At 62.4% G+C, this 22305-nt stretch carries 22 protein-coding genes; 12 read left to right on the forward strand and 10 right to left on the reverse strand.

Annotation, left to right across the window (positions count from 1 at the left end):
* The 8 genes from SC318_RS08590 to SC318_RS08625 all read left to right on the forward strand — a co-directional run bounded on the left by SC318_RS08590 (window position 1) and on the right by SC318_RS08625 (window position 6190).
* Window positions 1-1986, forward strand: coding sequence for a heme lyase CcmF/NrfE family subunit (locus SC318_RS08590; RefSeq protein WP_320430416.1), 1986 nt, complete (start codon window positions 1-3; stop codon window positions 1984-1986).
* A complete protein-coding gene (locus SC318_RS08595) occupies window positions 1983-2519 on the forward strand; it encodes a DsbE family thiol:disulfide interchange protein (RefSeq protein WP_320430417.1) in 537 nt (178 codons plus the stop codon). Before SC318_RS08590 ends, SC318_RS08595 begins: the two co-directional genes overlap by 4 nt.
* Complete coding sequence (locus SC318_RS08600; protein ID WP_320430418.1) at window positions 2516-2989, forward strand: cytochrome c-type biogenesis protein; 474 nt, start codon at window positions 2516-2518, stop codon at window positions 2987-2989. The genes SC318_RS08595 and SC318_RS08600 overlap by 4 nt, the downstream gene beginning before the upstream one ends.
* On the forward strand, window positions 2982-4166 hold the full coding sequence (gene ccmI / locus SC318_RS08605; RefSeq protein WP_320430419.1) for a c-type cytochrome biogenesis protein CcmI: 1185 nt from the start codon (window positions 2982-2984) through the stop codon (window positions 4164-4166). The genes SC318_RS08600 and ccmI overlap by 8 nt, the downstream gene beginning before the upstream one ends.
* A 14-nt stretch (window positions 4167-4180) precedes the next feature.
* A complete protein-coding gene (locus SC318_RS08610) occupies window positions 4181-4576 on the forward strand; it encodes a hypothetical protein (RefSeq protein ID WP_320430420.1) in 396 nt (131 codons plus the stop codon).
* Window positions 4577-4861: 285 nt separating this feature from the next.
* Window positions 4862-5428 carry a phosphonate metabolism protein/1,5-bisphosphokinase (PRPP-forming) PhnN gene (gene phnN, locus SC318_RS08615; RefSeq protein WP_320430421.1) on the forward strand — a complete coding sequence of 189 codons (567 nt, stop codon included), beginning with the start codon at window positions 4862-4864 and terminating at the stop codon, window positions 5426-5428.
* A gap of 157 nt (window positions 5429-5585) precedes the next feature.
* Window positions 5586-5774, forward strand: coding sequence for a type II toxin-antitoxin system HicA family toxin (locus SC318_RS08620; RefSeq protein ID WP_065901605.1), 189 nt, complete (start codon window positions 5586-5588; stop codon window positions 5772-5774).
* A gap of 11 nt (window positions 5775-5785) precedes the next feature.
* A complete protein-coding gene (locus tag SC318_RS08625; RefSeq protein ID WP_320430422.1) occupies window positions 5786-6190 on the forward strand; it encodes a type II toxin-antitoxin system HicB family antitoxin in 405 nt (134 codons plus the stop codon).
* Here SC318_RS08625 and SC318_RS08630 read toward each other — a convergent pair.
* The 9 genes from SC318_RS08630 to gcl form a co-directional block, all read right to left on the reverse strand.
* Complete coding sequence (locus tag SC318_RS08630) at window positions 6187-7383, reverse strand: MFS transporter (protein ID WP_320430423.1); 1197 nt, start codon at window positions 7381-7383, stop codon at window positions 6187-6189. The genes SC318_RS08625 and SC318_RS08630 overlap by 4 nt on opposite strands.
* 394 nt (window positions 7384-7777) lie before the next feature.
* Entirely contained in the window at window positions 7778-8782 is a 1005-nt protein-coding gene (locus SC318_RS08635) for a sulfate ABC transporter substrate-binding protein (protein WP_320430424.1), read from the reverse strand.
* Between the two features lie 96 nt (window positions 8783-8878).
* Window positions 8879-9703 (reverse strand): ion transporter, encoded by an 825-nt coding sequence (locus SC318_RS08640; RefSeq protein ID WP_320430425.1) that lies wholly within the window; start codon window positions 9701-9703, stop codon window positions 8879-8881.
* A gap of 31 nt (window positions 9704-9734) precedes the next feature.
* On the reverse strand, window positions 9735-10610 hold the full coding sequence (locus tag SC318_RS08645; RefSeq protein WP_320430426.1) for an urea transporter: 876 nt from the start codon (window positions 10608-10610) through the stop codon (window positions 9735-9737).
* Between the two features lie 105 nt (window positions 10611-10715).
* Entirely contained in the window at window positions 10716-12131 is a 1416-nt protein-coding gene (gene pyk, locus SC318_RS08650) for a pyruvate kinase (protein WP_306492289.1), read from the reverse strand.
* Window positions 12121-13401: a glycerate kinase type-2 family protein gene (locus SC318_RS08655; protein WP_320430427.1), complete on the reverse strand. Its 1281-nt coding sequence runs from the start codon at window positions 13399-13401 to the stop codon at window positions 12121-12123. Before SC318_RS08655 ends, pyk begins: the two co-directional genes overlap by 11 nt.
* Window positions 13402-13578: 177 nt before the next feature.
* Window positions 13579-14469: a 2-hydroxy-3-oxopropionate reductase gene (locus tag SC318_RS08660; RefSeq protein WP_320430428.1), complete on the reverse strand. Its 891-nt coding sequence runs from the start codon at window positions 14467-14469 to the stop codon at window positions 13579-13581.
* 191 nt (window positions 14470-14660) lie between these two features.
* Entirely contained in the window at window positions 14661-15443 is a 783-nt protein-coding gene (gene hyi, locus SC318_RS08665; protein ID WP_320430429.1) for a hydroxypyruvate isomerase, read from the reverse strand.
* Window positions 15444-15453: 10 nt separating this feature from the next.
* On the reverse strand, window positions 15454-17229 hold the full coding sequence (gene gcl, locus SC318_RS08670) for a glyoxylate carboligase (protein ID WP_320430430.1): 1776 nt from the start codon (window positions 17227-17229) through the stop codon (window positions 15454-15456).
* Between the two features lie 256 nt (window positions 17230-17485).
* Between gcl and SC318_RS08675 the strand changes: the two genes are divergently transcribed.
* On the forward strand, window positions 17486-17926 hold the full coding sequence (locus SC318_RS08675) for a GlcG/HbpS family heme-binding protein (RefSeq protein ID WP_124385821.1): 441 nt from the start codon (window positions 17486-17488) through the stop codon (window positions 17924-17926).
* A 134-nt stretch (window positions 17927-18060) separates the two neighbouring features.
* On the opposite strand, the gene SC318_RS08680 is transcribed toward SC318_RS08675, so the two are convergent.
* Window positions 18061-18666: a TetR/AcrR family transcriptional regulator gene (locus SC318_RS08680; RefSeq protein ID WP_306492294.1), complete on the reverse strand. Its 606-nt coding sequence runs from the start codon at window positions 18664-18666 to the stop codon at window positions 18061-18063.
* 143 nt (window positions 18667-18809) lie between these two features.
* Here SC318_RS08680 and SC318_RS08685 point away from each other — a divergent pair, with 143 nt between their 5' ends.
* The 3 genes from SC318_RS08685 to SC318_RS08695 all read left to right on the forward strand — a co-directional run bounded on the left by SC318_RS08685 (window position 18810) and on the right by SC318_RS08695 (window position 22230).
* Complete coding sequence (locus SC318_RS08685; RefSeq protein WP_320430431.1) at window positions 18810-19826, forward strand: LacI family DNA-binding transcriptional regulator; 1017 nt, start codon at window positions 18810-18812, stop codon at window positions 19824-19826.
* A gap of 146 nt (window positions 19827-19972) precedes the next feature.
* Window positions 19973-20797, forward strand: a complete 825-nt coding sequence (locus SC318_RS08690) for an inositol monophosphatase family protein (RefSeq protein ID WP_124385823.1) — start codon at window positions 19973-19975, stop codon at window positions 20795-20797.
* Window positions 20798-20859: 62 nt separating this feature from the next.
* Window positions 20860-22230, forward strand: a complete 1371-nt coding sequence (locus SC318_RS08695) for an MFS transporter (RefSeq protein ID WP_320430432.1) — start codon at window positions 20860-20862, stop codon at window positions 22228-22230.
* Window positions 22231-22305: the final 75 nt, after the last annotated feature.

A 22305-nucleotide genomic window follows, 5' to 3' on the forward strand; every position in this document is an offset into this window, starting at 1 on the left:
ATGTCATCCGCACTGTTTATTCCCGAACTGGGCCAGTTGGCGATGATCCTCGCGCTGTGCTTCGCCATCGTCCAGGCCGTGGTGCCGTTGCTCGGTGCCTGGCGCGGCGACCGCCTATGGATGAGCCTGGCGCAGCCGGCCGCCTGGGGCCAGTTCGCGTTCCTGCTGTTCGCATTCGGTTGTCTGACCTACGCCTTCATGACCGACGATTTTTCCGTCGCCTATGTGGCCAATAACTCCAACAGCGCGCTGCCCTGGTACTACAAATTCAGCGCCGTGTGGGGCGCCCACGAAGGGTCGTTGCTGCTGTGGGCACTGATCCTCGGGGGCTGGACTTTCGCCGTGTCGGTGTTCTCGCGCCAATTGCCGCAAGTCATGCTGGCGCGGGTGCTGGCGGTGATGGGCATGATCAGCATTGGGTTCCTGCTGTTCCTGATCATGACGTCCAACCCGTTCAGCCGCATCCTGCCGCAGGTTCCGGTGGACGGGCATGACCTCAACCCGCTGTTGCAAGACATCGGCCTGATCGTGCACCCGCCGATGCTTTACATGGGTTATGTCGGCTTCTCCGTGGCCTTTGCCTTCGCCATCGCCGCGTTGCTCGGCGGGCGTCTCGATGCGGCCTGGGCGCGCTGGTCGCGGCCCTGGACCATCGTCGCCTGGGCCTTCCTGGGTATCGGCATTACGCTGGGCTCATGGTGGGCCTACTACGAACTCGGCTGGGGTGGCTGGTGGTTCTGGGACCCGGTGGAAAACGCTTCCTTCATGCCCTGGCTGGTGGGCACCGCGCTGATTCACTCGCTGGCCGTCACCGAAAAACGTGGGGTGTTCAAGAGCTGGACCGTGTTGCTGGCCATCGCGGCATTTTCCCTCAGCCTGCTCGGCACCTTCCTCGTGCGTTCGGGCGTACTGACGTCCGTGCATGCGTTTGCTTCGGACCCTGCGCGCGGCGTGTTCATCCTGATCTTCCTGCTGTTTGTGGTCGGTGGTTCGCTGACGCTGTTCGCCCTGCGCGCGCCGGTGGTCAAGAGCCAGGTGGGCTTCAACCTGTGGTCGCGGGAAACCCTGCTGCTGGGCAACAACCTGGTACTGGTGGTGGCGGCCTCGATGATCCTGCTCGGCACCCTGTACCCCTTGGTGCTGGATGCCTTGAGCGGTGCCAAGTTGTCCGTCGGCCCGCCGTACTTCAACGCCTTGTTCATTCCATTGATGGGCCTGTTGATGGTGGTGATGGCGGTTGGCGTGCTGGTGCGCTGGAAAGACACGCCGGTGAAATGGCTGGCCGGCATGCTGATGCCGGTGCTGCTGGGCAGTGTGGCCCTGGCCGTGATTGCAGGGGTTGCCTACGGCGACTTCAATTGGGCGGTGCTCGCCACGTTCCTGCTCGCTGCCTGGGTGTTGCTGGCCGGTGTTCGCGATATCGCCGACAAGACCCGTCACAAGGGCTTGCTCAAAGGCCTGCCGACCTTGACCCGCAGCTACTGGGGCATGCAGATCGCCCACATCGGCATCGCCGTGTGCGCCCTGGGCGTGGTGCTCTCCAGCCAGAACAGCGCCGAGCGCGACCTGCGCCTGGCTCCCGGCGAGTCCATGGACCTGGCCGGTTACCACTTCATCTTTGAAGGCGCCAGGCATTTCGAAGGGCCGAACTTCACGTCGGACAAAGGCACTGTGCGCGTCGTGCGCAACGGTAAGGAAATTGCCGTGCTGCACCCGGAAAAACGCCTGTACACGGTGCAAAGCTCAATGATGACCGAAGCCGGCATCGACGCGGGTTTCACCCGTGACTTGTATGTGGCCCTCGGCGAACCGCTGGGCGACGGTGCCTGGGCGGTGCGCGTGCATGTGAAGCCGTTCGTGCGCTGGATCTGGTTCGGCGGTTTGTTGACCGGCTTTGGTGGTTTGCTCGCTGCGCTGGACCGGCGCTACCGGGTCAAGGTCAAAAGCCGGGTGCGCGAAGCCCTCGGTATGGGAGCTGCGGTATGAAGCGTTGGTTGATGGTGTTGCCGCTGGCAGCGTTTTTGGTGGTGGCGGTGTTCCTCTATCGCGGCTTGTACCTGGACCCGGCCGAGTTGCCGTCGGCCATGATCGGCAAGCCGTTCCCGGAGTTCACGCTGCCCAATGTGCAAGGCGACAAGCAACTGACCCGCGCCGACCTGCTGGGCAAGCCGGCGCTGGTCAACGTGTGGGGCACCTGGTGCATCTCCTGCCGCGTCGAACATCCGGTGCTCAATAAACTGGCCGAGAAAGGCGTGGTGATCTACGGCATCAACTACAAGGACGACAATGCAGCGGCCTTGAAGTGGCTGGCCGAATTCCACAACCCGTACCAGTTGGATATCCGCGATGAAGGCGGCAACCTTGGCCTGAATCTGGGCGTGTACGGCGCCCCGGAAACCTTCTTCATTGATGCCAAGGGCGTGATCCGTGACAAGTACGTCGGCGTGATCGACGAAGTGGTGTGGCGCGAGCAATTGGCGGCCAAGTACCAGGCGCTGGTTGATGAGGCCAAACCATGAAGCGCCTGTTAGCAGCTGCGGTGCTGGCGCTGGGACTGGCCGGTGTGGCCCACGCCGCCATCGACACCTATGAATTTGCCAACGACACCGAGCGTGAGCGTTTTCGCGAGCTGACCAAGGAACTGCGCTGCCCCAAATGCCAGAATCAGGACATCGCCGACTCCAACGCCCCCATCGCTGCCGACTTGCGCAAGGAAATCTTCCGCATGCTGGGGGAGGGCAAGGACAACCAGCAGATCGTCGACTTCATGGTCGACCGCTACGGTGATTTCGTGCGCTACAAACCGGCGCTCACCGCCAAGACCGCGCTGCTCTGGTTCGGCCCTGCCGGGCTGTTGCTGACCGGGGTGGTGGTCATGGCCGTCATTGTGCGCCGTCGCCGTACCACGCCTGCCGATGGCAGCGACGCGCTGTCCCCCGAAGAGCGCAAACGCCTCGACCAATTGCTGGACACCAAGACTGATGATTGATTTCTGGCTCGCAGCCGGCCTGCTGCTGTTGATTGCCCTGAGTTTTCTGTTGATCCCTGTGCTGCGCGGTCGTCGTGCCCAACGCGAAGAGGATCGCACCGCGCTGAACGTGGCGCTGTATCAAGAGCGTGTCGCCGAACTGCAAGTGCAGCAGGACGAAGGCGTGTTGAATGCCGCGCAACTGGATACCGGTCGCGCCGAAGCGGCGCGTGAATTGCTGGCCGACACCGAAGGCGTGGAAAAACCACGCGAGTCACGCCTGGGCAAACCGCTGCCGTTACTCGCGGCGGTGCTGGTGCCGGTGCTGGGGCTTGGCTTGTATCTGCATTTTGGCGCCAGCGACAAAGTCGAGTTGGCCCGTGAGTTCTCACAACCACCGGTGTCCATGGCCGACATGACCCAACGCCTGGAGCGCGCCGCCGCCGCGCAACCGGATTCGGCCGAAGGTCTGTACTTCCTGGGCCGCGCCTACATGGCCCAGGACCGTGCGGCCGATGCGGCTAAAATCTTCGAGCGCACCGTGGCCCTGGCCGGGCGCCAGCCCGAGCTGCTCGGGCAGTGGGCGCAGGCGCAGTATTTTGCCGACAACAAACAGTGGTCACCCAAGGTTCAGGCGCTGACCGACGAAGCCTTGAAGCTGGACCCCAAGGAAGTCACCAGCCTTGGCCTGTTGGGGATCGCCGCTTTTGAAGGTCAGCGCTATCAGGAGGCTATCGATTACTGGAATCGCCTGTTGGCGCAGCTGCCTCCCGAAGACAATTCGCGCATTGCGCTGCAAGGCGGCATCGATCGCGCGGCGGAAAAACTCAGGGAGAGCGGCGGCGTTGTCGCGCAAAAGGCTGTGCTGAAAGTACGTGTGGACCTGTCCGCCGAAGTAAAGGCCAAGGCCCTGCCAGGCGACAGCGTGTTCATCTTTGCCCGCGCCGTCAGCGGCCCGCCTGCGCCGCTGGCGGCCAAGCGTGTGACCGTCGCCGAACTGCCGATCACGGTGGAACTCGGCGATGCCGACGCGATGATGCCGCAGTTGAAACTGTCCAACTTCCCTGAAGTCCAACTGGTTGCGCGCATATCCCGGGCGGGTCTTCCGACCGCCGGTGAGTGGATCGGCCGCAGCCAACCCCTGGCCAGCAGCACCACGGCGCTGCAGCAACTGACTGTCGACAGTCCGGACAAGTAATTCGAGGAAACGCCATGACCGCATTTGCACGTATGACCCTGCTCAGCCTGATCGTGGGCTTGAGTGCCTGTGCGGTCCATCGGCCACCGCCATCACCTACCGGGCCGACCATTCCACCGTCCGGCCCTTCGACCCAGCCAGCCACCAAACCGTCCGGCCCGGCCACCCCGGCGCCCAAACCACTGCCGACCAAATCGCCGACCTTCGCCCCACCGCCCGGCGCCGCCAGCCACTGGGACGGCAAGATGCAGGTCTACGTGCTCGACGACCAGCCCGACACCTTCTATCGCCAGCGCACCTACTACCGTTGGAGCAATGGCTGGAGCCGCTCCATCAGCCCGAACGGGCCGTGGGAAGAGACCAACGTGCAAGGCGTCCCGCCGGGGTTGAGCAAGCAGTACGCGCAATGAAAAAAGGCGACCTTCGGGTCGCCTTTTTCATGACAGCCAATGCGTACTTGCAAGCGCTGGGGTTCAAATGTGGGAGGGGCTTGACCCCGATAGCGGTATGTCAGCTAGACATTAATCGACTGGAACACCGCCATCGGGGGCAAGCCCCTCCCACAGGTGACCACCGCGCTCTCAGGCCACAGGTCAGTGCAGTGATCGAGCGCTTGCCTGACTGACGCGCGCTCGCTGGATATACTCTTGTGTACCAAGCCAACCAGTGCGCAAACAAACAAAGAGGGTGTTGTGATGGCAGGCAGGTTGATTTATCTCATCGGGCCATCGGGTTCGGGCAAGGACAGCCTGCTGGACGCCGCGCGCCCGCGGCTGGCCGAGCGCGGTTGCCGCATTGTGCGCCGGGTCATTACCCGCTCTGCGGAATCGGTGGGCGAAGCGGCGGTGGGCGTGAGCCCGGAGCAGTTTGCGGCGATGCAGGCGCAAGGCGCGTTTGCGCTCAGTTGGCAGGCCAATGGGCTGAGCTATGGCATCCCCGCGCAGGTCGATGAGTGGCTGGCGGTGGGGGAGGACGTGCTGGTCAACGGCTCGCGCGCGCACCTGGCGCAAACCCGCGAGCGGTACCCGACGCTGCTGGTCCTGTTACTGACGGTTGATCAACCTGTATTGCGCCAGCGTCTGCTCGCGCGCGGACGGGAGCCATTGGCGGATATTGAAGAACGCCTGGCACGCAACGTGCGGTTCACCGAGGAATTGATCACCGCCAATGGCGAAGGGTTATTCGTGCTGGATAATTCAGGCCCGCTGGAACACACGGTCGAGCGTTTGCTGTGCTGCCTGGACCAGGCGCGCCTGGTCTGAGCCCTAGCGACTTCGACACTTTGCACGCCGCACCGCCAGGCGCGCCTCCATTTTTTGCACATCCGGTAAAACAACCGTCAGTCAACCCCGCTCACTTTGTGCTTGAGTAAAGATAACTCTAGGGTTATTTTTATTCAGCCAAGCCAAGGAGGCAGGGGTGCAGAGCAGGCTATTGATCAAGGAGCTGCAAGAGGCGGGTTGGGTGCTGGATCGGGTCACTGGCAGTCATCATATTTTTACCCACCGCTATAACCCGTACACGATCCCGGTGCCTCATCCGAAGAAGGATCTTCCTCTGGGCACCGTCAGAAGCATCAGGAAACGCGCCGGGCTGTTTCAGTTTTAAGGAGAGCATTCATGCAATACCCAATCTGTATCGAATGGGGCGATGACTTTACCGCCACCGGTATCCAGATCCCCGATATTCCAGGCGCGGTCACCGCCGGGGACAGTTTTGAAGAGGCCTACAACGCCGCCGTGGAGATCGCGCATATTCTGCTGCAGGAAATCGCCGGGGAGGGTGGTCAGATTCCAATGCCAACGTCGGTTGCCAATCATCACACTCACGAAGACTACGCCGCAATGGGCTGGGGCATGCTGGAGTTGGACATCTCGCCTTATCTGGGCAAGACCGAAAAGGTCAACGTGACCTTGCCCGGCTATGTCATCCAGCGTATCGACCGTTATGTGCGCGAGCACAATGTGAAAAGCCGCTCGTCATTTCTGGCCGATGCGGCTTTGGAGAAGTTGGTGCGCTCCTAAGCGGTGGCAACCGCTCCCTGGCGCGACGCACTCAGGAAGCGCAACAGCGCCACCAGCGGGAACGCACTGCCCACCAGCATCACGCCCAGCCAGCCGCCGTGTTCATACACGCTGCTGGCAATCGCCGAGCCGAAGGCGCCGCCGATGAAGATGCTGGTCATGTACAGCGCATTCAGGCGGCTGCGGCTGTGGGCGTCGAGGGCGTAGATGGCACGCTGGCCCAGCACCATGTTCATCTGCACGCAGAAGTCCAGCACCACGCCGGTCACCGCCAGGCCGATCACGCTGTACAGCGGGTGCACGAAGGCAGGCAGGAAGCTCAACGCAGCGAAGAGCATCGCCAGCAGCGAGGCGCGGTGGGTGTGGCCGGCATCGGCCAGGCGCCCGGCGATGGGCGCAGCGATGGCGCCCAGGGCGCCGACCAGGGCGAACAGCGCGATTTCGCTCTGGGTCAGGCCGTGATTGCGTGCCAGCTCCAGTGGGGCTGCGGTCCAGAACAGACTGAACGTGGCGAACATGCAACCCTGATAGAACGCGCGCTGGCGCAGAACCGGCTGGCGACGCAACAGCGTGCCCAGCGAGCCCAGCAATTGGCCGTAGCTGGCGCTGTGGTCGGGCTGGCGCTTGGGTATGGTCAGCATCAATACCACACTGATAAACGCCATCAACGCTGCGGCGGCCATGAACATGGCACGCCAGCCAAAGTGGTCCGCCACCACGCTGGACACCGGCCGCGCCAGCAGGATGCCCAGCAACAAGCCGCCCATGATGCTGCCGACCACTCGACCACGGGATTCGGCCGGCGCCAGGTGCGCAGCCAACGGGATGAGAATCTGCACCGACACCGAGCTGAAGCCGATCAGCAAGGACACCAGCAAAAACAGGTTGGGCTGCTCGGTGAACGCTGCGCCCAGCAGGCTGGCGATGGCCACCAGGGTGGTGAAGATCATCAACCTGCGGTTTTCCAGCAGGTCCCCCAGCGGCACCAGGAAGAACAGGCCCAGGGCATAGCCGATCTGCGTCAGCGACACAATCAGGCTGGCCATGGCCGGCGTGAGGCCGATGTCCGGGGCGATCAGTTCGATGATCGGCTGCGCGTAGTAGATGTTGGCGACGATGGCGCCGCAGCAAAACGCAAACAGCATGACCATGCCTCGGGTCATGGTGCCTGTAGCCTGGGAGGTAGCGTTCATGGTGTTCTCATAAAAGCGAAGGAAGATGGCGTGAGAGGGTAAAGACAAGGCTCGATGCTGGGTAGGCCGCTTGTGGTGATAATGGACATGCCGCGAAATAATGACTTTACCCAAAACCAATGTGGGAGCAACCGTCTTGATGACCCTAAGATCGTTCCCACGCGCTCCCGCGTGGGAATGTAGCCCGTGACGCTCTGCGTCACCTGTGCGCAATTGCCGAAACTTGCAGCGGTGGCGGAACGCGGAGCGTCCCAAGCGGCATTCCCACGCAGAGCGTGGGAACGATCAATGTGGGAGGGGGCTTGCTCTCGATAGCGGTGTATCAGTCAATACCTGTGCTGACTGACCCACCGCTATCGGGAGCAAGCCCCCTCCCACAGTATTGAGGAAATGCTTACTGGCCGGAGTAGATCTGGTCGAACACCCCACCATCGTTGAAGTGGGTTTTCTGCACCGTGCGCCAGTCACCAAAGGTCTTCTCCACCGACAGGAAGTCGACTTTCGGGAAACGGTCGGTGTATTTGGCCAAGACCTTCGGGTCACGCGGGCGCAGGTAGTTGTTGGCGGCGATTTCCTGGCCTTCCGGCGACCACAGGTACTTCAGGTAGTCTTCAGCAGCCACGCGGGTGCCTTTCTTCTCGACCACTTTGTCCACCACCGACACCGGCGGCTCGGCTTCGGCGGAAACGCTTGGGTAGATCACCTCAAACTGATCACGGCCGAATTCACGGGCGATCATTTCCGCTTCGTTTTCAAAGGTCACCAGCACGTCGCCGATCTGGTTGGTCATGAAGGTGGTGGTGGCGGCGCGGCCACCGGTGTCGAGTACCGGCGCTTGTTTGAACAATTTGCCTACAAAGGTCTTGGCTTTTTCTTCATCGCCACCGTTCTTCAGCACATAGCCCCAGGCCGACAGGTAGGTGTAGCGACCGTTACCCGAGGTCTTCGGGTTCGGCACGATCACCTGTACGCCGTCCTTGAGCAGGTCCGGCCAGTCTTTCAGGGCTTTCGGGTTGCCCTTGCGCACGATAAACACGGTGGCCGAGGTGAACGGTGCGCTGTTGTTGGGCAGGCGCGTGACCCAGTTGTCCGGTACCAGCTTGCCGTTGTCGGCCAGGGCGTTGATATCGGTGGCCATGTTCATGGTGATCACGTCCGCGGGCAGGCCGTCGATCACCGAGCGCGCCTGTTTGCTGGAGCCACCGAAGGACATCTGCAGGGTCAGCTTGTCATTCGGGTGCTCGGCGTCCCAATGTTTCTGGAAGGCGGCGTTGTAGTCCTTGTAGAAATCACGCATCACGTCGTAGGAGACGTTGAGCAGAGTGACCGGTGCAGCCTGGACGGCGCCGGCCAGGGCCAGGCCGGCGGCCAGAAGAGACGCGCTGAGGATGTTTTTCACTGCTCATTCCTTGTTGTTCGAGAGAAGGGGGGAGGCACAATGCCAGCGACTATAGCCGGGGCCACATAGTCGCTTAAAGATTAAAAAGAACTTTGCTTATTCCACTTTCTTAAACAGGTTGCTGCCACAGCGCGAGCAGAATGCGGCATGCGGCTCGTGGCTGTTTTTCTGGCACCCCGGACAGTCGGTCTGCAGCTGTTCACCGCGCATGGCGCTCGCCAGCTCGGCAGTGAAGATCCCGGTAGGCACCGCAATGATCGAGTAACCAGTGATCATCACCAGCGAGGAAATCACCTGGCCCAACGGTGTCTTCGGCACGATGTCGCCAAAGCCCACGGTAGTGAGCGTCACGATCGCCCAATAGATGCCCTTTGGAATGCTGGTAAAGCCGTGTTCCGGGCCTTCGATCACGTACATCAGGGTACCGAACACCGTCACCAGGGTGCACACGCTCACCAGGAACACCACGATCTTCTGCTTGCTGCCGCGCAACGCCGCCATCAGGTAGTTAGCCTGCTTGAGGTAGGGGCTGAGCTTGAGCACGCGGAAGATCCGCAGCATGCGGATGATGCGGATGATCAGCAGGTACTGCGCGTCGCTGTAATACAGCGCGAGGATGCCGGGGACGATGGCGAGCAGATCCACCAGGCCATAAAAGCTGAAGGCATAGCGCAACGGTTTGGGCGAACAGTAAAGCCGCAGGCCGTACTCGATCAGGAAGATGAGGGTGAAACCCCACTCGATATACGCCAGTACGTTGGCGTAGTTCTGGTGGATCTGGTCGATGCTGTCGAGCATCACGATGACCAGGCTGGCGAGGATGATCAGCAGCAGGATGCCGTCAAAACGCCGCCCGGCGACGGTGTCGCTTTGAAAAACCATGACGTAGAGCCGCTGGCGCCAGTCGTTGTTGCTGTCCATAAGTGCTGCCCGAAGTGAATATCGGCAAAGCCTAGGGGGATTCGAACGGGCTGTCCATGCGCGGTGTGCGCAGCATTCGCTGGCTGGCGCGCACCAGCCAGCAGGCGAGAATGAACGGCGCGGTGAGCGCCGGCAAATGCAGCGCGGCGAAGCCCGGTGTGAGCAGAATGGCCAGCACGATGCCAATCAGCGGCAACCAGGGGCGGCCGCGAGACTGGCTCAGCGCCAGGGCGGCGAGCGCCGGGTTGTAACTGTGCAGGCCCAGCAGGGCACCGCTGGTTTCGCCCAGCAGCACGGCGACCAGGATGCCGGCGATGGCGCCGGTCAGTGCCCACGCCGCGGCGCGGCGGTCAGCCAGCAGCAGGCCGAACGCAATCAAGGCCCCGGCCAGCGGCTGGTCCAGCAGCATGACTTGCGCCAGCCCGGTGAATGGGGCACCGAGCAGCGCCAGCGTATCGGGCTCACTCAGGGCGAGGGTGCCTGGCGCGATGTTGCCCAGCAGCAACCAGCCCAGGCCGACAAAGGGCGCAGTGTAGGCGGGTAGATTCTCGGGGCGGGAGGCATGCTTGAACCACTGGCGTACCAGCATCGCGCTCAGGCCGCCACACGCCAGGATCAGCGGCGGTACCAGCGCCGACCAGGCAAAGTGCTGGCTGATCAACAGGCCCAGCAACACGCCGTTGTAGCTATATAAACCCGCCTGCCGTTCCGTCTTGGGATAACCCCGGCGCTGGGCCGTGAGCAAACCCGCGACGCCGCCCAGCAAGGCGCCGCCGAGCAACGCCGGGGCGCCGATCAGGATCGCCAGCAGGCACAGCAGGCCGCACAGTGGATGGCGCTGCAGGAAAATCTGGCTGAAGCCGTTAAGCAGGGCTTCGGCCCAGTCGGGGCAGGTGGGGTTGTGCATGGCAGCTCCCTGTAGGAGCGAGCTTGCTCGCGAAAAAACCAAGGGCGCCGCGTGCATTCAGGATGCCTGCGTCATCGTTGACGTTTTTCGCGAGCAAGCTCGCTCCTACAGTAGGGTTTCGATACGCAGCGAATTGGTAGACCCCAACTGCCCGAACGGCACCCCCGCGGTAATCACCAAGGTATCCCCGCGTTGCGCCATGCCTTGGGCCTGGGCGATCTCCAGCGCGGTGGAACACACCTCATCCACCTGGCGCAACCGATCGTTGACCACCGAGTGCACCCCCCACGCCACGCTCAAACGCCGCGCCGTGGACAGGTTCGGCGTGAGGTTGAGGATCGGCGCCACCGGCCGCTCCCTGGCCGCGCGCAGGCTGGAAGCGCCCGACTCGCTGTAGTTCACCAGCACCGCCACCGGCAGGATGCTGCTGATACGCCGGATCGCACAGCTGATGGCGTCCGACACCGTGGCATCGGCCCTGGGCCGGCTGACGTCCAACTGAGCCTGGTAATCCGGGCCGTTTTCCACCTGGCGGATAATCTTGCTCATCATCTGTACGGCTTCCAGCGGGTAGTCGCCGGATGCGGTTTCCGCCGACAGCATCACCGCGTCCGCGCCTTCGGCCACCGCATTGGCCACGTCGGTGACTTCGGCGCGGGTCGGTGCCGGGGAGAAGCGCATGGATTCGAGCATCTGTGTCGCCACCACCACCGGCTTACCCAGTTGGCGGCAGGTTTTGATGATGTCTTTCTGGATTTGCGGCACGCTTTCGGCCGGCACTTCCACGCCCAGATCGCCGCGGGCGACCATGATCGCATCGCTCAATTCGGCGATCTCCCGCAGCCGCTGCACCGCTGAGGGCTTCTCGATCTTGGCCATCAGGAACGCCCGGTCGCCGATCAGCGCGCGGGCTTCGCGAATGTCTTCCGGGCGCTGCACGAACGACAGCGCCACCCAGTCCACGCCCAGCTCCAGGCCGAACGCCAGGTCGCGACGGTCCTTGGCGGTGAGGGGGCTGAGTTCCAGCAGCGCCTGCGGCACGTTCACGCCTTTGCGATCAGACAGCTCGCCGCCATTGAGCACCGTGGTGTCGATGGCGTCGGCGTGTTTGGTGAGCACGCGCAGGCGCAGCTTGCCGTCGTCCAGCAACAGGTCCATGCCCGGTTGCAGTGCCGCGATGATTTCCGGGTGGGGCAGGTTGACCCGACGTTGATCGCCCGGCGTTTCATCCAGGTCCAGGCGTAACGCCTGGCCGCGCACCAGTTGCACCTTGCCTTCGGCAAAACGCCCCACCCGCAGCTTGGGCCCTTGCAGGTCCATGAGGATGCCCAGCGGGTAGTTCAATTGGCGCTCTACCTGGCGAATCCACTGATAGCGTTGCGCGTGATCGGCATGGTCGCCGTGGCTGAAGTTCAGCCGGAAGATATTCACCCCGGCTTCCACCAGTTCGCGGATGTCATCGATCCCATCGGTGGCCGGGCCCAGGGTGGCGAGGATTTTGACCTTCTTGTCAGGCGTCATGTTTGGCAGTCTCAAGGATCAGGATGGCGCGGAAGTCGTTGACGTTAGTGCGGGTCGGCTCGGTGACGATCAAGTCGCCCAGGGCGGCGAAATAGCCGTAGCCGTTGTTGTTATCCAGCTCGTCGCTGGCGCTCAGGCCCAGGGCTTCGGCGCGGCGGTAGCTGCAGGGGGTCATGATTGCGCCGGCGTTATCTTCTGAACCGTCGATGCCGTCGGTGTCGCCGGCCAGGGCGTAGACGCCGGGCAGGCCCTTGAGGCTGTCGGTGAGGCTGAGCAGAAACTCTGCGTTGCGCCCGCCACGGCCATTGCCGCGAACGGTGACGGTGGTTTCGCCGCCGGAGAGGATCACGCACGGCGCCGCCAACGGCTGGCCGTGCTGCACGATTTGCCGGGCGATGCCGGCGTGCACCTTGGCCACGTCGCGTGCTTCACCTTCGAGGTCGCCGAGGATCAGCGGGCTGAAGCCGGCCTGGCGTACTTTCACTGCGACCGCTTCCAGCGATTGCTGCGGCCGGGCGATCAATTGGAAATGGCTGCGGGCAAGCAACGGGTCGCCGGGCTTGACGGTCTCCGACGCGGGGTCCTGCAACCAGTTACGCACCGAGGCGGGAACGTCGATGCTGTAGCGCTTGAGAATCGCCAGGGCCTGTTGCGAGGTGCTGGGGTCGCCCACCGTGGGGCCGGACGCGATCACCGTCGCCTGGTCGCCCGGCACATCGGAAATCGCGTAGGTGTAGACCGTAGCGGGCCACGCGGCCTTGGCCAATCGCCCGCCCTTGATCGCCGAGAGGTGCTTGCGCACGCAATTCATCTCGGCAATGGTCGCGCCGGACTTGAGCAGGGCTTTGTTGATGCTTTGCTTGTCGGCCAGGGTAATGCCTTCGGCGGGCAGGGCGAGCAATGCCGAGCCGCCGCCGGAGAGCAGGAAAATCACGCGGTCGTCATCGTTCAGATGGCTGATCAGTTCCAGCACGCGTTTGGCCACGGCGAGGCCGGCAGCGTCGGGCACGGGGTGCGCGGCCTCGACCACTTCGATTTTCTTGCACGGCGCACCGTGGCCGTAGCGGGTGACGACCAGGCCGGACACCTCGCCCTGCCAGCAGTTCTCCACCACCAGCGCCATGGCGGCGGCGGCCTTGCCGGCGCCGATCACGATCACGCGGCCACTGCGGTCGGCGGGCAGGTGAGGTTCCAGCACTTGTCGGGGATGGGCGGCGTCGATGGCCGTGGCGAACAGCTCGCGAAGCAGGTGTTGCGGATCGACCGACATAAGCGGGCTCCCGGGGGATTCTTGTTATTAGGGCTGCAGCAATTTCAGACTTGAATTCGGGCTGAATGTGGGAGGGGGCTTGCCCCCGATGACGGTGTGTCAGGTGTAGATGATGTGACTGAAACACTGCTATCGGGGGCAAGCCCCCTCCCACACTGATTTGCATTTCATTGCGGCTTATTTATCGCGAATCGAAAAATTCGCCATATGTTCCAACCCCTTGATCAGCGCCGAGTGGTCCCAGTTACCGCCGCCAATCGCCGCGCAGGTGCTGAACACCTGTTGTGTACCGGCGGTGTTGGGCAGGTTGATCCCCAACTCCTTGGCACCGGCCAGCGCCAGGTTGAGGTCCTTCTGGTGCAGGTTGATGCGAAAGCCTGGGTCGAAGGTGCCCTTGATCATGCGTTCGCCGTGCACTTCCAGGATCTTCGAGGAGGCAAAGCCGCCCATCAGCGCTTCACGCACTTTCGCCGGGTCGGCGCCGTTCTTGGAGGCGAACAGCAACGCTTCGGCCACCGCCTGGATATTGAGCGCCACGATGATCTGGTTGGCGACCTTGGCGGTCTGGCCATCACCGTTACCGCCGACCAGGGTGATGTTCTTGCCCATCGCCTGGAACAGCGGCAGCGCGCGTTCGAAGGTTTGCTGCTCGCCGCCGACCATGATGCTCAAGGTGCCGGCCTTGGCGCCGACTTCACCACCGGACACTGGCGCATCCAGGTACTGCGCGCCGGTCGCGTTGATTTTTGCCGCGAACGCCTTGGTGGCGGTGGGGGAGATCGAACTCATGTCGATCACCACCTTGTTGGGCGACAGACCGGCGGCCACGCCGTCGGCGCGCAGCAGCACGTCTTCGACCTGCGGGGTATCGGGCACCATCACGATGATGAACTCGGCTTCCTGCGCGACTTGCTGCGGGTTGGCCAGGGCCACGGCGCCGGCGCTGATCAGTTCAGCCGGGGCCTTGCCATGATGTTCGGAGAGGAACAGTTGATGACCTGCTTTCTGCAGGTTGGCGGCCATGGGTTGGCCCATGATGCCGGTGCCGATAAATCCGATTTTAGCCATGAAGAAATCCTCTTTTTTATTCGATAGGCAGGCTGGGTGAGGTCTGCCAAACACAGCGGGCCCAAATGTGGGAGGGGCGGTGCGACGACTCGACTTGCTCCCGATAGCAATGTTTCATTCGAAACGTGTGTCGACTGATGAACCGCTATCGGGAGCAAGCCCCCTCCCACTTTTGTTTGGTGTTGTGTCTGTTAAATGGCGTTGTGGCTTTTGAGCCAGCCAAGACCGGCTTCGGTGGTGGTCAACGGCTTGTATTCACAGCCCACCCAGCCGGCGTAGCCGATACGGTCCAGATGCTCGAACAGGAAGCGGTAGTTGATCTCACCGGTGCCCGGTTCGTTGCGCCCTGGGTTGTCGGCCAGCTGGATGTGGTTGATCTCGCCCAGGTGCGTGGCCATGGTGCGGGCCAGGTCGCCCTCCATGATTTGCATGTGATAGATGTCGTATTGCAGGAACAGGTTGTCACTGCCCACCTGCTCGCGAATCGACAGGGCCTGCGCGGTGTTGTTGAGGTAGAAACCCGGAATGTCGCGGGTATTGATCATCTCCATCACCAGCTTGATGCCCGCGGCCTGCAACTTCTCGGCGGCGTACTTGAGGTTGGCGACGAAGGTCTTTTCCACGGTTTCGTCATCCACGCCCTGCGGCCGGATGCCCGCCAGGCAGTTGACCTGGGTATTGCCCAGCACCTGGGCGTAGGCGATGGCCAGCTTGACCCCGGCGCGGAATTCCTCGACCCGGTCGGGGTGGCAGGCCAGGCCGCGTTCGCCTTTGGCCCAGTCACCGGCCGGCAGGTTGAACAGCACCTGGGTCAGGCCGTTGGCGTCGAGCTGCGCCTTGATCTCGGCGGAGCTGAACTCATACGGGAACAGATATTCCACACCCTGAAAGCCCGCGTCGGCGGCCGCTTTGAAGCGGGCAAGGAAATCCTGTTCGGTAAACAGCATGGACAGGTTGGCGGCAAAGCGCGGCATAGGGTTCTCCTTAATCGAGCAGGGAAATGGCGGTCGGAGCGTCATTGCCGACCAGGGCCAGGTCTTCGAATTCGTTGACGGCGTTGATCTCGGTGCCCATGGAAATATTGGTCACGCGTTCCAGAATAATCTCAACGATCACCGGCACCTTGAATTCTTCGATCATTTCCTGGGCGCGGCGCAGTGCCGGCTGGATCTGGCCCGGCTCGAACACGCGCAACGCCTTGCAGCCCAGGCCTTCTGCCACCGCAACGTGGTCCACGCCATAGCCGTTGAGTTCCGGCGCGTTGAGGTTGTCGAAAGACAGCTGCACGCAGTAGTCCATTTCAAAGCCGCGTTGCGCCTGACGAATCAGGCCCAGGTAGGAATTGTTCACCACCACGTGGATATACGGCAGCTTGAACTGCGCGCCCACGGCCAGCTCTTCGATCATGAACTGGAAGTCGTAGTCGCCCGACAGTGCCACCACCTTGCGGCTCGGGTCGGCCTTGACCACGCCGAGCGCCGCCGGAATGGTCCAGCCCAGGGGGCCGGCCTGGCCGCAGTTGATCCAGTGGCGCGGCTTGTACACATGCAGGAACTGCGCGCCGGCGATCTGCGACAGGCCGATGGTGCTGACGTAGCAGGTGTCTTTGCCGAACACCTGGTTCATCTCTTCGTACACCCGCTGCGGCTTGACCGGCACGTTGTCGAAGTGGGTCTTGCGGTGCAGGGTGGCCTTGCGCTGCTGGCAGTCATGGAGCCAGGCGCTGCGGTCCTTGAGCTTGCCGGCGGCTTTCCATTCGCGGGCCACTTCGATGAACATCGTCAGCGCGGAACCGGCGTCGGACACGATGCCCAGGTCGGGGGTGAATACGCGGCCAATCTGGGTCGGCTCGATGTCGACGTGAATGAACCTGCGGCCCTCGGTATACACCTCCACCGAACCGGTGTGGCGGTTGGCCCAGCGGTTGCCGATGCCCAGCACCACGTCCGACTTGAGCATCGTCGCGTTGCCATAGCGGTGGGAGGTTTGCAGGCCGACCATGCCCACCATCAGCGGGTGATCGTCGGGAATGGTGCCCCAGCCCATCAGCGTCGGAATCACCGGGATGCCGGTGAGTTCAGCGAACTCCACCAGCAACTCGCTGGCGTCGGCGTTGATGACACCGCCACCGCTCACCAGCAGCGGGCGCTCGGCCTGGTCGAGCAGGGCCAGGGCTTTTTCCACCTGCACGCGGGTCGCCAAGGGCTTGGCCAGAGGCAGCGGCTGGTAGGCGTCGATGTCGAATTCGATTTCGGCCATCTGCACGTCGAACGGCAGGTCGATCAGCACCGGGCCAGGGCGGCCGGAGCGCATTTCGTAGAAGGCTTTCTGGAACGCGTAGGGCACCTGGCCGGGTTCGAGCACGGTGGTCGCCCACTTGGTCACTGGCTTGACGATGCTGGTGATGTCGACGGCCTGGAAGTCTTCCTTGTGCATGCGGGCACGGGGTGCTTGCCCGGTGATGCACAGGATCGGGATCGAGTCGGCCGAGGCGCTGTACAGGCCGGTCACCATGTCGGTGCCCGCCGGGCCCGAGGTGCCGATGCACACGCCGATATTGCCGGCCTTGGTGCGGGTGTAGCCCTCGGCCATGTGTGAGGCGCCTTCAACGTGGCGAGCAAGGACGTGATCGATGCCACCCACCTTTTGCAAGGCCGAGTACAGCGGGTTGATCGCGGCGCCTGGGATACCGAAGGCGGTGTCCACCCCTTCACGGCGCATCACCAGTACGGCGGCTTCGATTGCTCTCATTTTGCTCATGGTTTTGGTGCCTCTTGCGTTTTGTAATTGTATACAAGTGGTGTCTGGACAAAGTGTATTCACGGCGAGCAACGCAGGTCAATGCATTTTATAAACTGGCCTTTGCGTTCGTCGGAACGGCTTTTTTCGACGTATGGAAGGTTTGTCTGGAAATATTGTATACAAAAACAAATGTCATTGTGTTCTATTTGTTTGATCGAGCATCTGAACAAACAGACCTCCACCGCATTCCCAATAACAAAAGAAGGACGGCACCATGAGCGCTTTAACCTTGAAACTCGCCACCCAACTGGCCGGCCAGGCCCTCGTCGCAGGGCGTACTATTTCGGCCGCGCCGCTGACCATTGCGGTACTCGACAGCGGCGGCCACCTGGTGACCCTGCAACGCGAAGACGGCGCGAGCCTGTTGCGCCCGCAGATTGCCATCGGCAAGGCCTGGGGTGCGATTGCCCTGGGCAAGGGCTCGCGCCTGCTGGCGCTGGACGCGCAGCAGCGGCCGGCATTTATCGCAGCGCTGAACAGCCTGGGGCAGGGCAGTGTGGTGCCCGCTCCGGGCGGCGTGTTGATTCGGAATCAGGATGGTGTGGTGCTGGGGGCGATCGGGATCAGCGGGGATACGTCGGATATTGACGAGCAGTGCGCGATCACGGCGATCGAGGGGGTGGGGTTGATGGCGGATGCGGGGGTGTCAGCTTAAGTATTGAGTGGCTGTAGGGCCTCATCGGGGGCAAGCCCCCTCCCACACTTGATCGGGGTTACACATTTCTATTTGAGAATACAGTCAAATGTGGGAGGGGGCTTGCTCCCGATCAGCCCAGGCACTGCGGTGCATCAGTCCGGCTCACAGCCCTTGAGCACCAACCGGATAATGGTCTGAGCGGCCGCCTCATAGTCCGCTTCATCCAGCTTGGCCTTGCCGGTCACTGCTGAAATCTGCCAGTCAAAATCCGCGTAGGTCTGGGTGGCGGCCCAGATGCTGAACATCAGGTGGTTAGGGTCGATCGCCGCGATCAGGCCACGGTCGACCCAGTTCTGGATGCAGTCGATATTGTGCTTGGCCTGGGCATTGAGCTGTTCGACCTGTTCGGCGCTCAGGTGCGGGGCGCCGTGCATGATTTCGCTGGCGAACACTTTGGAGGCAAACGGCAGGTCCCGGGAGATGCGGATTTTCGAGCGGATGTAGTTGCTCAGGACTTCCTTGGGCTCGCCTTCGGGGTTGAACGGCGTGGAAGCGGCGAGGATCGGCTCGATGATGCTTTCGAGCACTTCGCGATAGAGGTTGTCCTTGGACTTGAAGTAGTAATAGACGTTGGGCTTGGGCAGCCCCGCCTTGGCGGCGATGTCGCTGGTTTTGGTCGCGGCGAAGCCCTTGTCGGCAAACTCCTCGCTCGCCGCCCGCAGGATTTTTTCTTTGTTGCGCTCGCGAATGGTGCTCATAAACCAGGAACTTCCTTGCCATGACAGGCGGTTGCGCATGGTAGCACCGGCTATCCGCGGGCCTCAACAACGCGCATTGCCACGCTTTCCCTGGGCGGCGTTTGCCTTTACCGTAGCGGATCTTTCGCAGTGGGCACTGGCCGATGGACTCCTCTGAAAAAAACGTGATTACGTCCCTGGATGTGGCCCGGCATGCCGGCGTTTCGCGTTCGGCGGTGTCGCGCACGTTTACCGCCGGCGCCAGTGTGGCCCCGGCGACGCGGGAGAAGGTGCTGGCTTCGGCCAAGGCTCTGGGCTATCAGGTCAACATGATTGCCCGCACCATGAACAAAGGCAGCAGCAACTTCGTCGGCGTGGTCACCGCCGGTTTCGACAGTGCCTTTCGCGCCAGCCTCTTGAGCCCCATCGCCCACAGCCTGAGCCGTCGTGGCTTGATGCCGTTGCTGATGAATGCCGACGACCCGGCGCAGCTTGAGCAGTCGTTGCATGCACTGCTCAGCTACCAGATTGCCGGGGTGATCCTCACCTCGGCCTCGCCGCCGTTGTCGGTGGTCCAGCACTACCTGGACCGACAGATCCCGGTGGCGATGATCAACCGCGGCCATGAGCTGCCCGGGGCCGAAGTGGTGGGCAGCGATAACCGCGCCGGCGGGCGCATGGCCGCCGAAGCCTTGCTCAGGGGCGGGGCGCGTCGCCTGGCGTTCATCGGTCAGGGCGAGCACAACTTCAGCAGCCGCGAACGTTGGCTGGGGTTCTCCGAGTGCCTGGCCGAGGGCGGCGTCGAGGCGCAGACGGTGTTCAATGAAACCCCCGGTTATCAGGGCGGCATGCAAGCCTTGTTGGCACTGTTCAGCCAGGGGGATGGGCCGGATGGAATTTTCTGCGCCACCGATATGCTGGCGCTCGGGGCCATGGATGCGCTGCGCTATACGTTGCACCGCCAGGTGCCGCAACAGGTGCAGGTGATTGGTTTTGACGATATTGCCCAGGCCGCGCAGCTGGCTTATGACCTGACCACCGTGCGTCAGGACAGCGTGCAACTGGCGCAACGCGCGGTCAGCGCCATTGTTTCGCGAGGCGAGAATTTCATGCGCGTCAAAGAGTTCGAGCCGGTGCCCGTCACCTTGATCGAGCGTGGCACCACGAAGTTTCAGAAATAAAATTTCAATATTGTATTGAAGTGAAAATTTATTTCGTGTTGTATGGGTGGCAGTGGTGAGTGGCTGACTTCTGCAAAAGGGCAGGCCTTCACTTTTTTTTCCCAGTTGATTGCACACGTGTGCAATCTGCGTTGAAGGTAGGCTTTATGACTCAAGCACAGACGTTACCGGACCTGGACCACCTGGCAGCGCGTTACGCATTGGTGCGTCAGGTCGCGATGGAGGCCGCGCAGCGTGGCATGACGTATTACCAGCAGCGCGAGCAACTGAACGTCGAGCACAAGGATTCGGTGCCCCAGGACGTGGTCAGCATCGCCGACCGCGAGCTGGAGGCGTTTATCAAGGCGCGCCTGGCCGAGCAGTTTCCCGAGGATGGCTTTGTAGGGGAGGAGGGCGGTGCCGCCGGCTTGCAGGCACGGTGTGTATGGGTCGTGGACCCCATCGACGGCACCAGTTGCTTCGTCAATGGCTTGCACACCTGGTGTGTGTCCATCGGTTTGCTGGTGGACGGCCAACCCTGGCTCGGTGCCGTGGCAGACGCCAATCACAACGAGCTGTTCCATGCCTGCCGCGGCCTGGGCGCCTTTGTGAACGACACGCCAATCCGGGTCAGCCCGGCTGCGGATATTCGCTACGGCGTGACCGGTGTCGGCACCTCCCATCGGCGCGGCAAGGAGCATTTCATCCCGTTCCTGAGTGGCTTGCTGGAGGGCGGCGGCATGTTTATCCGTAACGGCTCCGGCGCGTTGATGATCGCCTACGTCGCGGCCGGCCGTCTGGTGGGCTACTACGAAACCCACATCAATAGCTGGGATTGTGCGGCGGGCCTGGTGCTGGTCAGTGAAGCCGGCGGCCGTTGCAGTGATTTCCTGCGCGGCGATGGCTTGCTCGGCGGCAACCCGTTGCTGGTGGCAAGCCCCCAGGTGTACCCGCAACTGGCCGAATTGATCGGCCCGTCACTGGAGGCCTGAGCCCGTTTCACGATCCCGTGTTTCAACGTACAGCGAATAATAACAATAGGAGACTGTCCGCCATGAAATCCCTGCTGTCCTTGTTCCACGCCGCGCCCGCGCGGCCCCTGGTGGCCGACCCCGATGGGCGACGTTTTCGCCGGGTGCGCTGGCTGACCTTTTTATCCATGTCCTTGAGCTACGCGCTGTTCTACGTATGCCGGTTGTCTTTCAATGTGGCCAAGCCGGCGCTGGTGAGCCAGAACCTGCTCAGCCCTACGCAACTGGGCATGATCGGTTCGGCGTTGTTCTTTACCTATGCGGTGGGCAAGCTGGTCAACGGCTTCCTGGCCGACCATGCCAATGTCCGGCGCTTCATGATGCTCGGGTTGTTGATCAGTGCGGTGGTCAACGCGTGCATGGGCCTGACCACCAACGCGGTCATTCTCACCCTGGCCTGGGGCTTGAATGGTTGGGCCCAATCCATGGGCGTGGGGCCGTGCGTGGTGTCGTTGTCGCGCTGGTATGCCGACAAGGAACGCGGCACCTTCTATGGCTTCTGGTCGATTGCCCACAGTCTGGGCGAGGCGCTGACCTACATCGCCGTCGCCGCCGTGATCGTGACCTGGGGCTGGCAATACGGCTACTTCCTGGCGACCGCCATGGGCGTGCTTGGCATGTTGCTGATCTACCTGTTCATGGCTGACTCGCCGCAGAGCGCGGGCTTTGCCGAAGTGGACGGCGGCCGCGAGGAAGTGCTGCTCAAGACCGTCGGCAAGTGGGGCGCGCAACTGGCACTCCTTAAAAACCCGGCGCTGTGGCTGCTGGCCCTGGCTTCATGCCTGATGTACATCGGCCGGTATGCGGTGATTTCCTGGGGGGTGTTCTTCCTGGAAAACGCCAAGGGCTACAACACGCTGTCGGCCTCGGCGCTGATCTCCATCACCGGTGTGTTCGGCATCGTCGGCACGGGCCTGAGCGGGCTGATTTCCGACCGCTTCTTCAGCGGCCGGCGCCATGGCCTGGCGATCCTGTTTGGTTTGATGAACAGCGCATCGTTGGGAATGTTCCTGTTCCTGCCCGGTGGCCACTACTGGCTGGACGCGGCGGCGATGATGCTGTTCGGCCTGTCCATGGGCGCGCTGCTGTGTTTCCTCGGTGGCCTGATGGCCGTGGACATTGCCGCTAAAAGTGCAGCCGGTGCGGCGCTGGGCATGATCGGCATTGCCAGCTACGCCGGGGCGGCGGCGGGCGAGATCCTCACCGGAGTGCTGATCGAACACGGCACGACCCTGGCCCAGGACGGCAGCAAGCTGTACGACTTTCATACCCTGTCGCTGTTCTGGCTGGGCGCCTCATTGATTTCAGTGCTGATGACCGCGTTGTTTTCCGGGCAGGTTCACCGCCGTAAGCGAAAACAACGGCCTCTGGTCGATACGCCGTTAACGAACTGATCACCCTTGGGTTTCAACCGTTCCGAGTCATCGGAAGCGGTACCGCTGCGCGCGTAAAACAGCAAAGTTGTCGTC

This window comes from Pseudomonas sp. MUP55 (assembly GCF_034043515.1).
In the GTDB taxonomy this organism is placed as follows: Bacteria; Pseudomonadota; Gammaproteobacteria; order Pseudomonadales; family Pseudomonadaceae; genus Aquipseudomonas.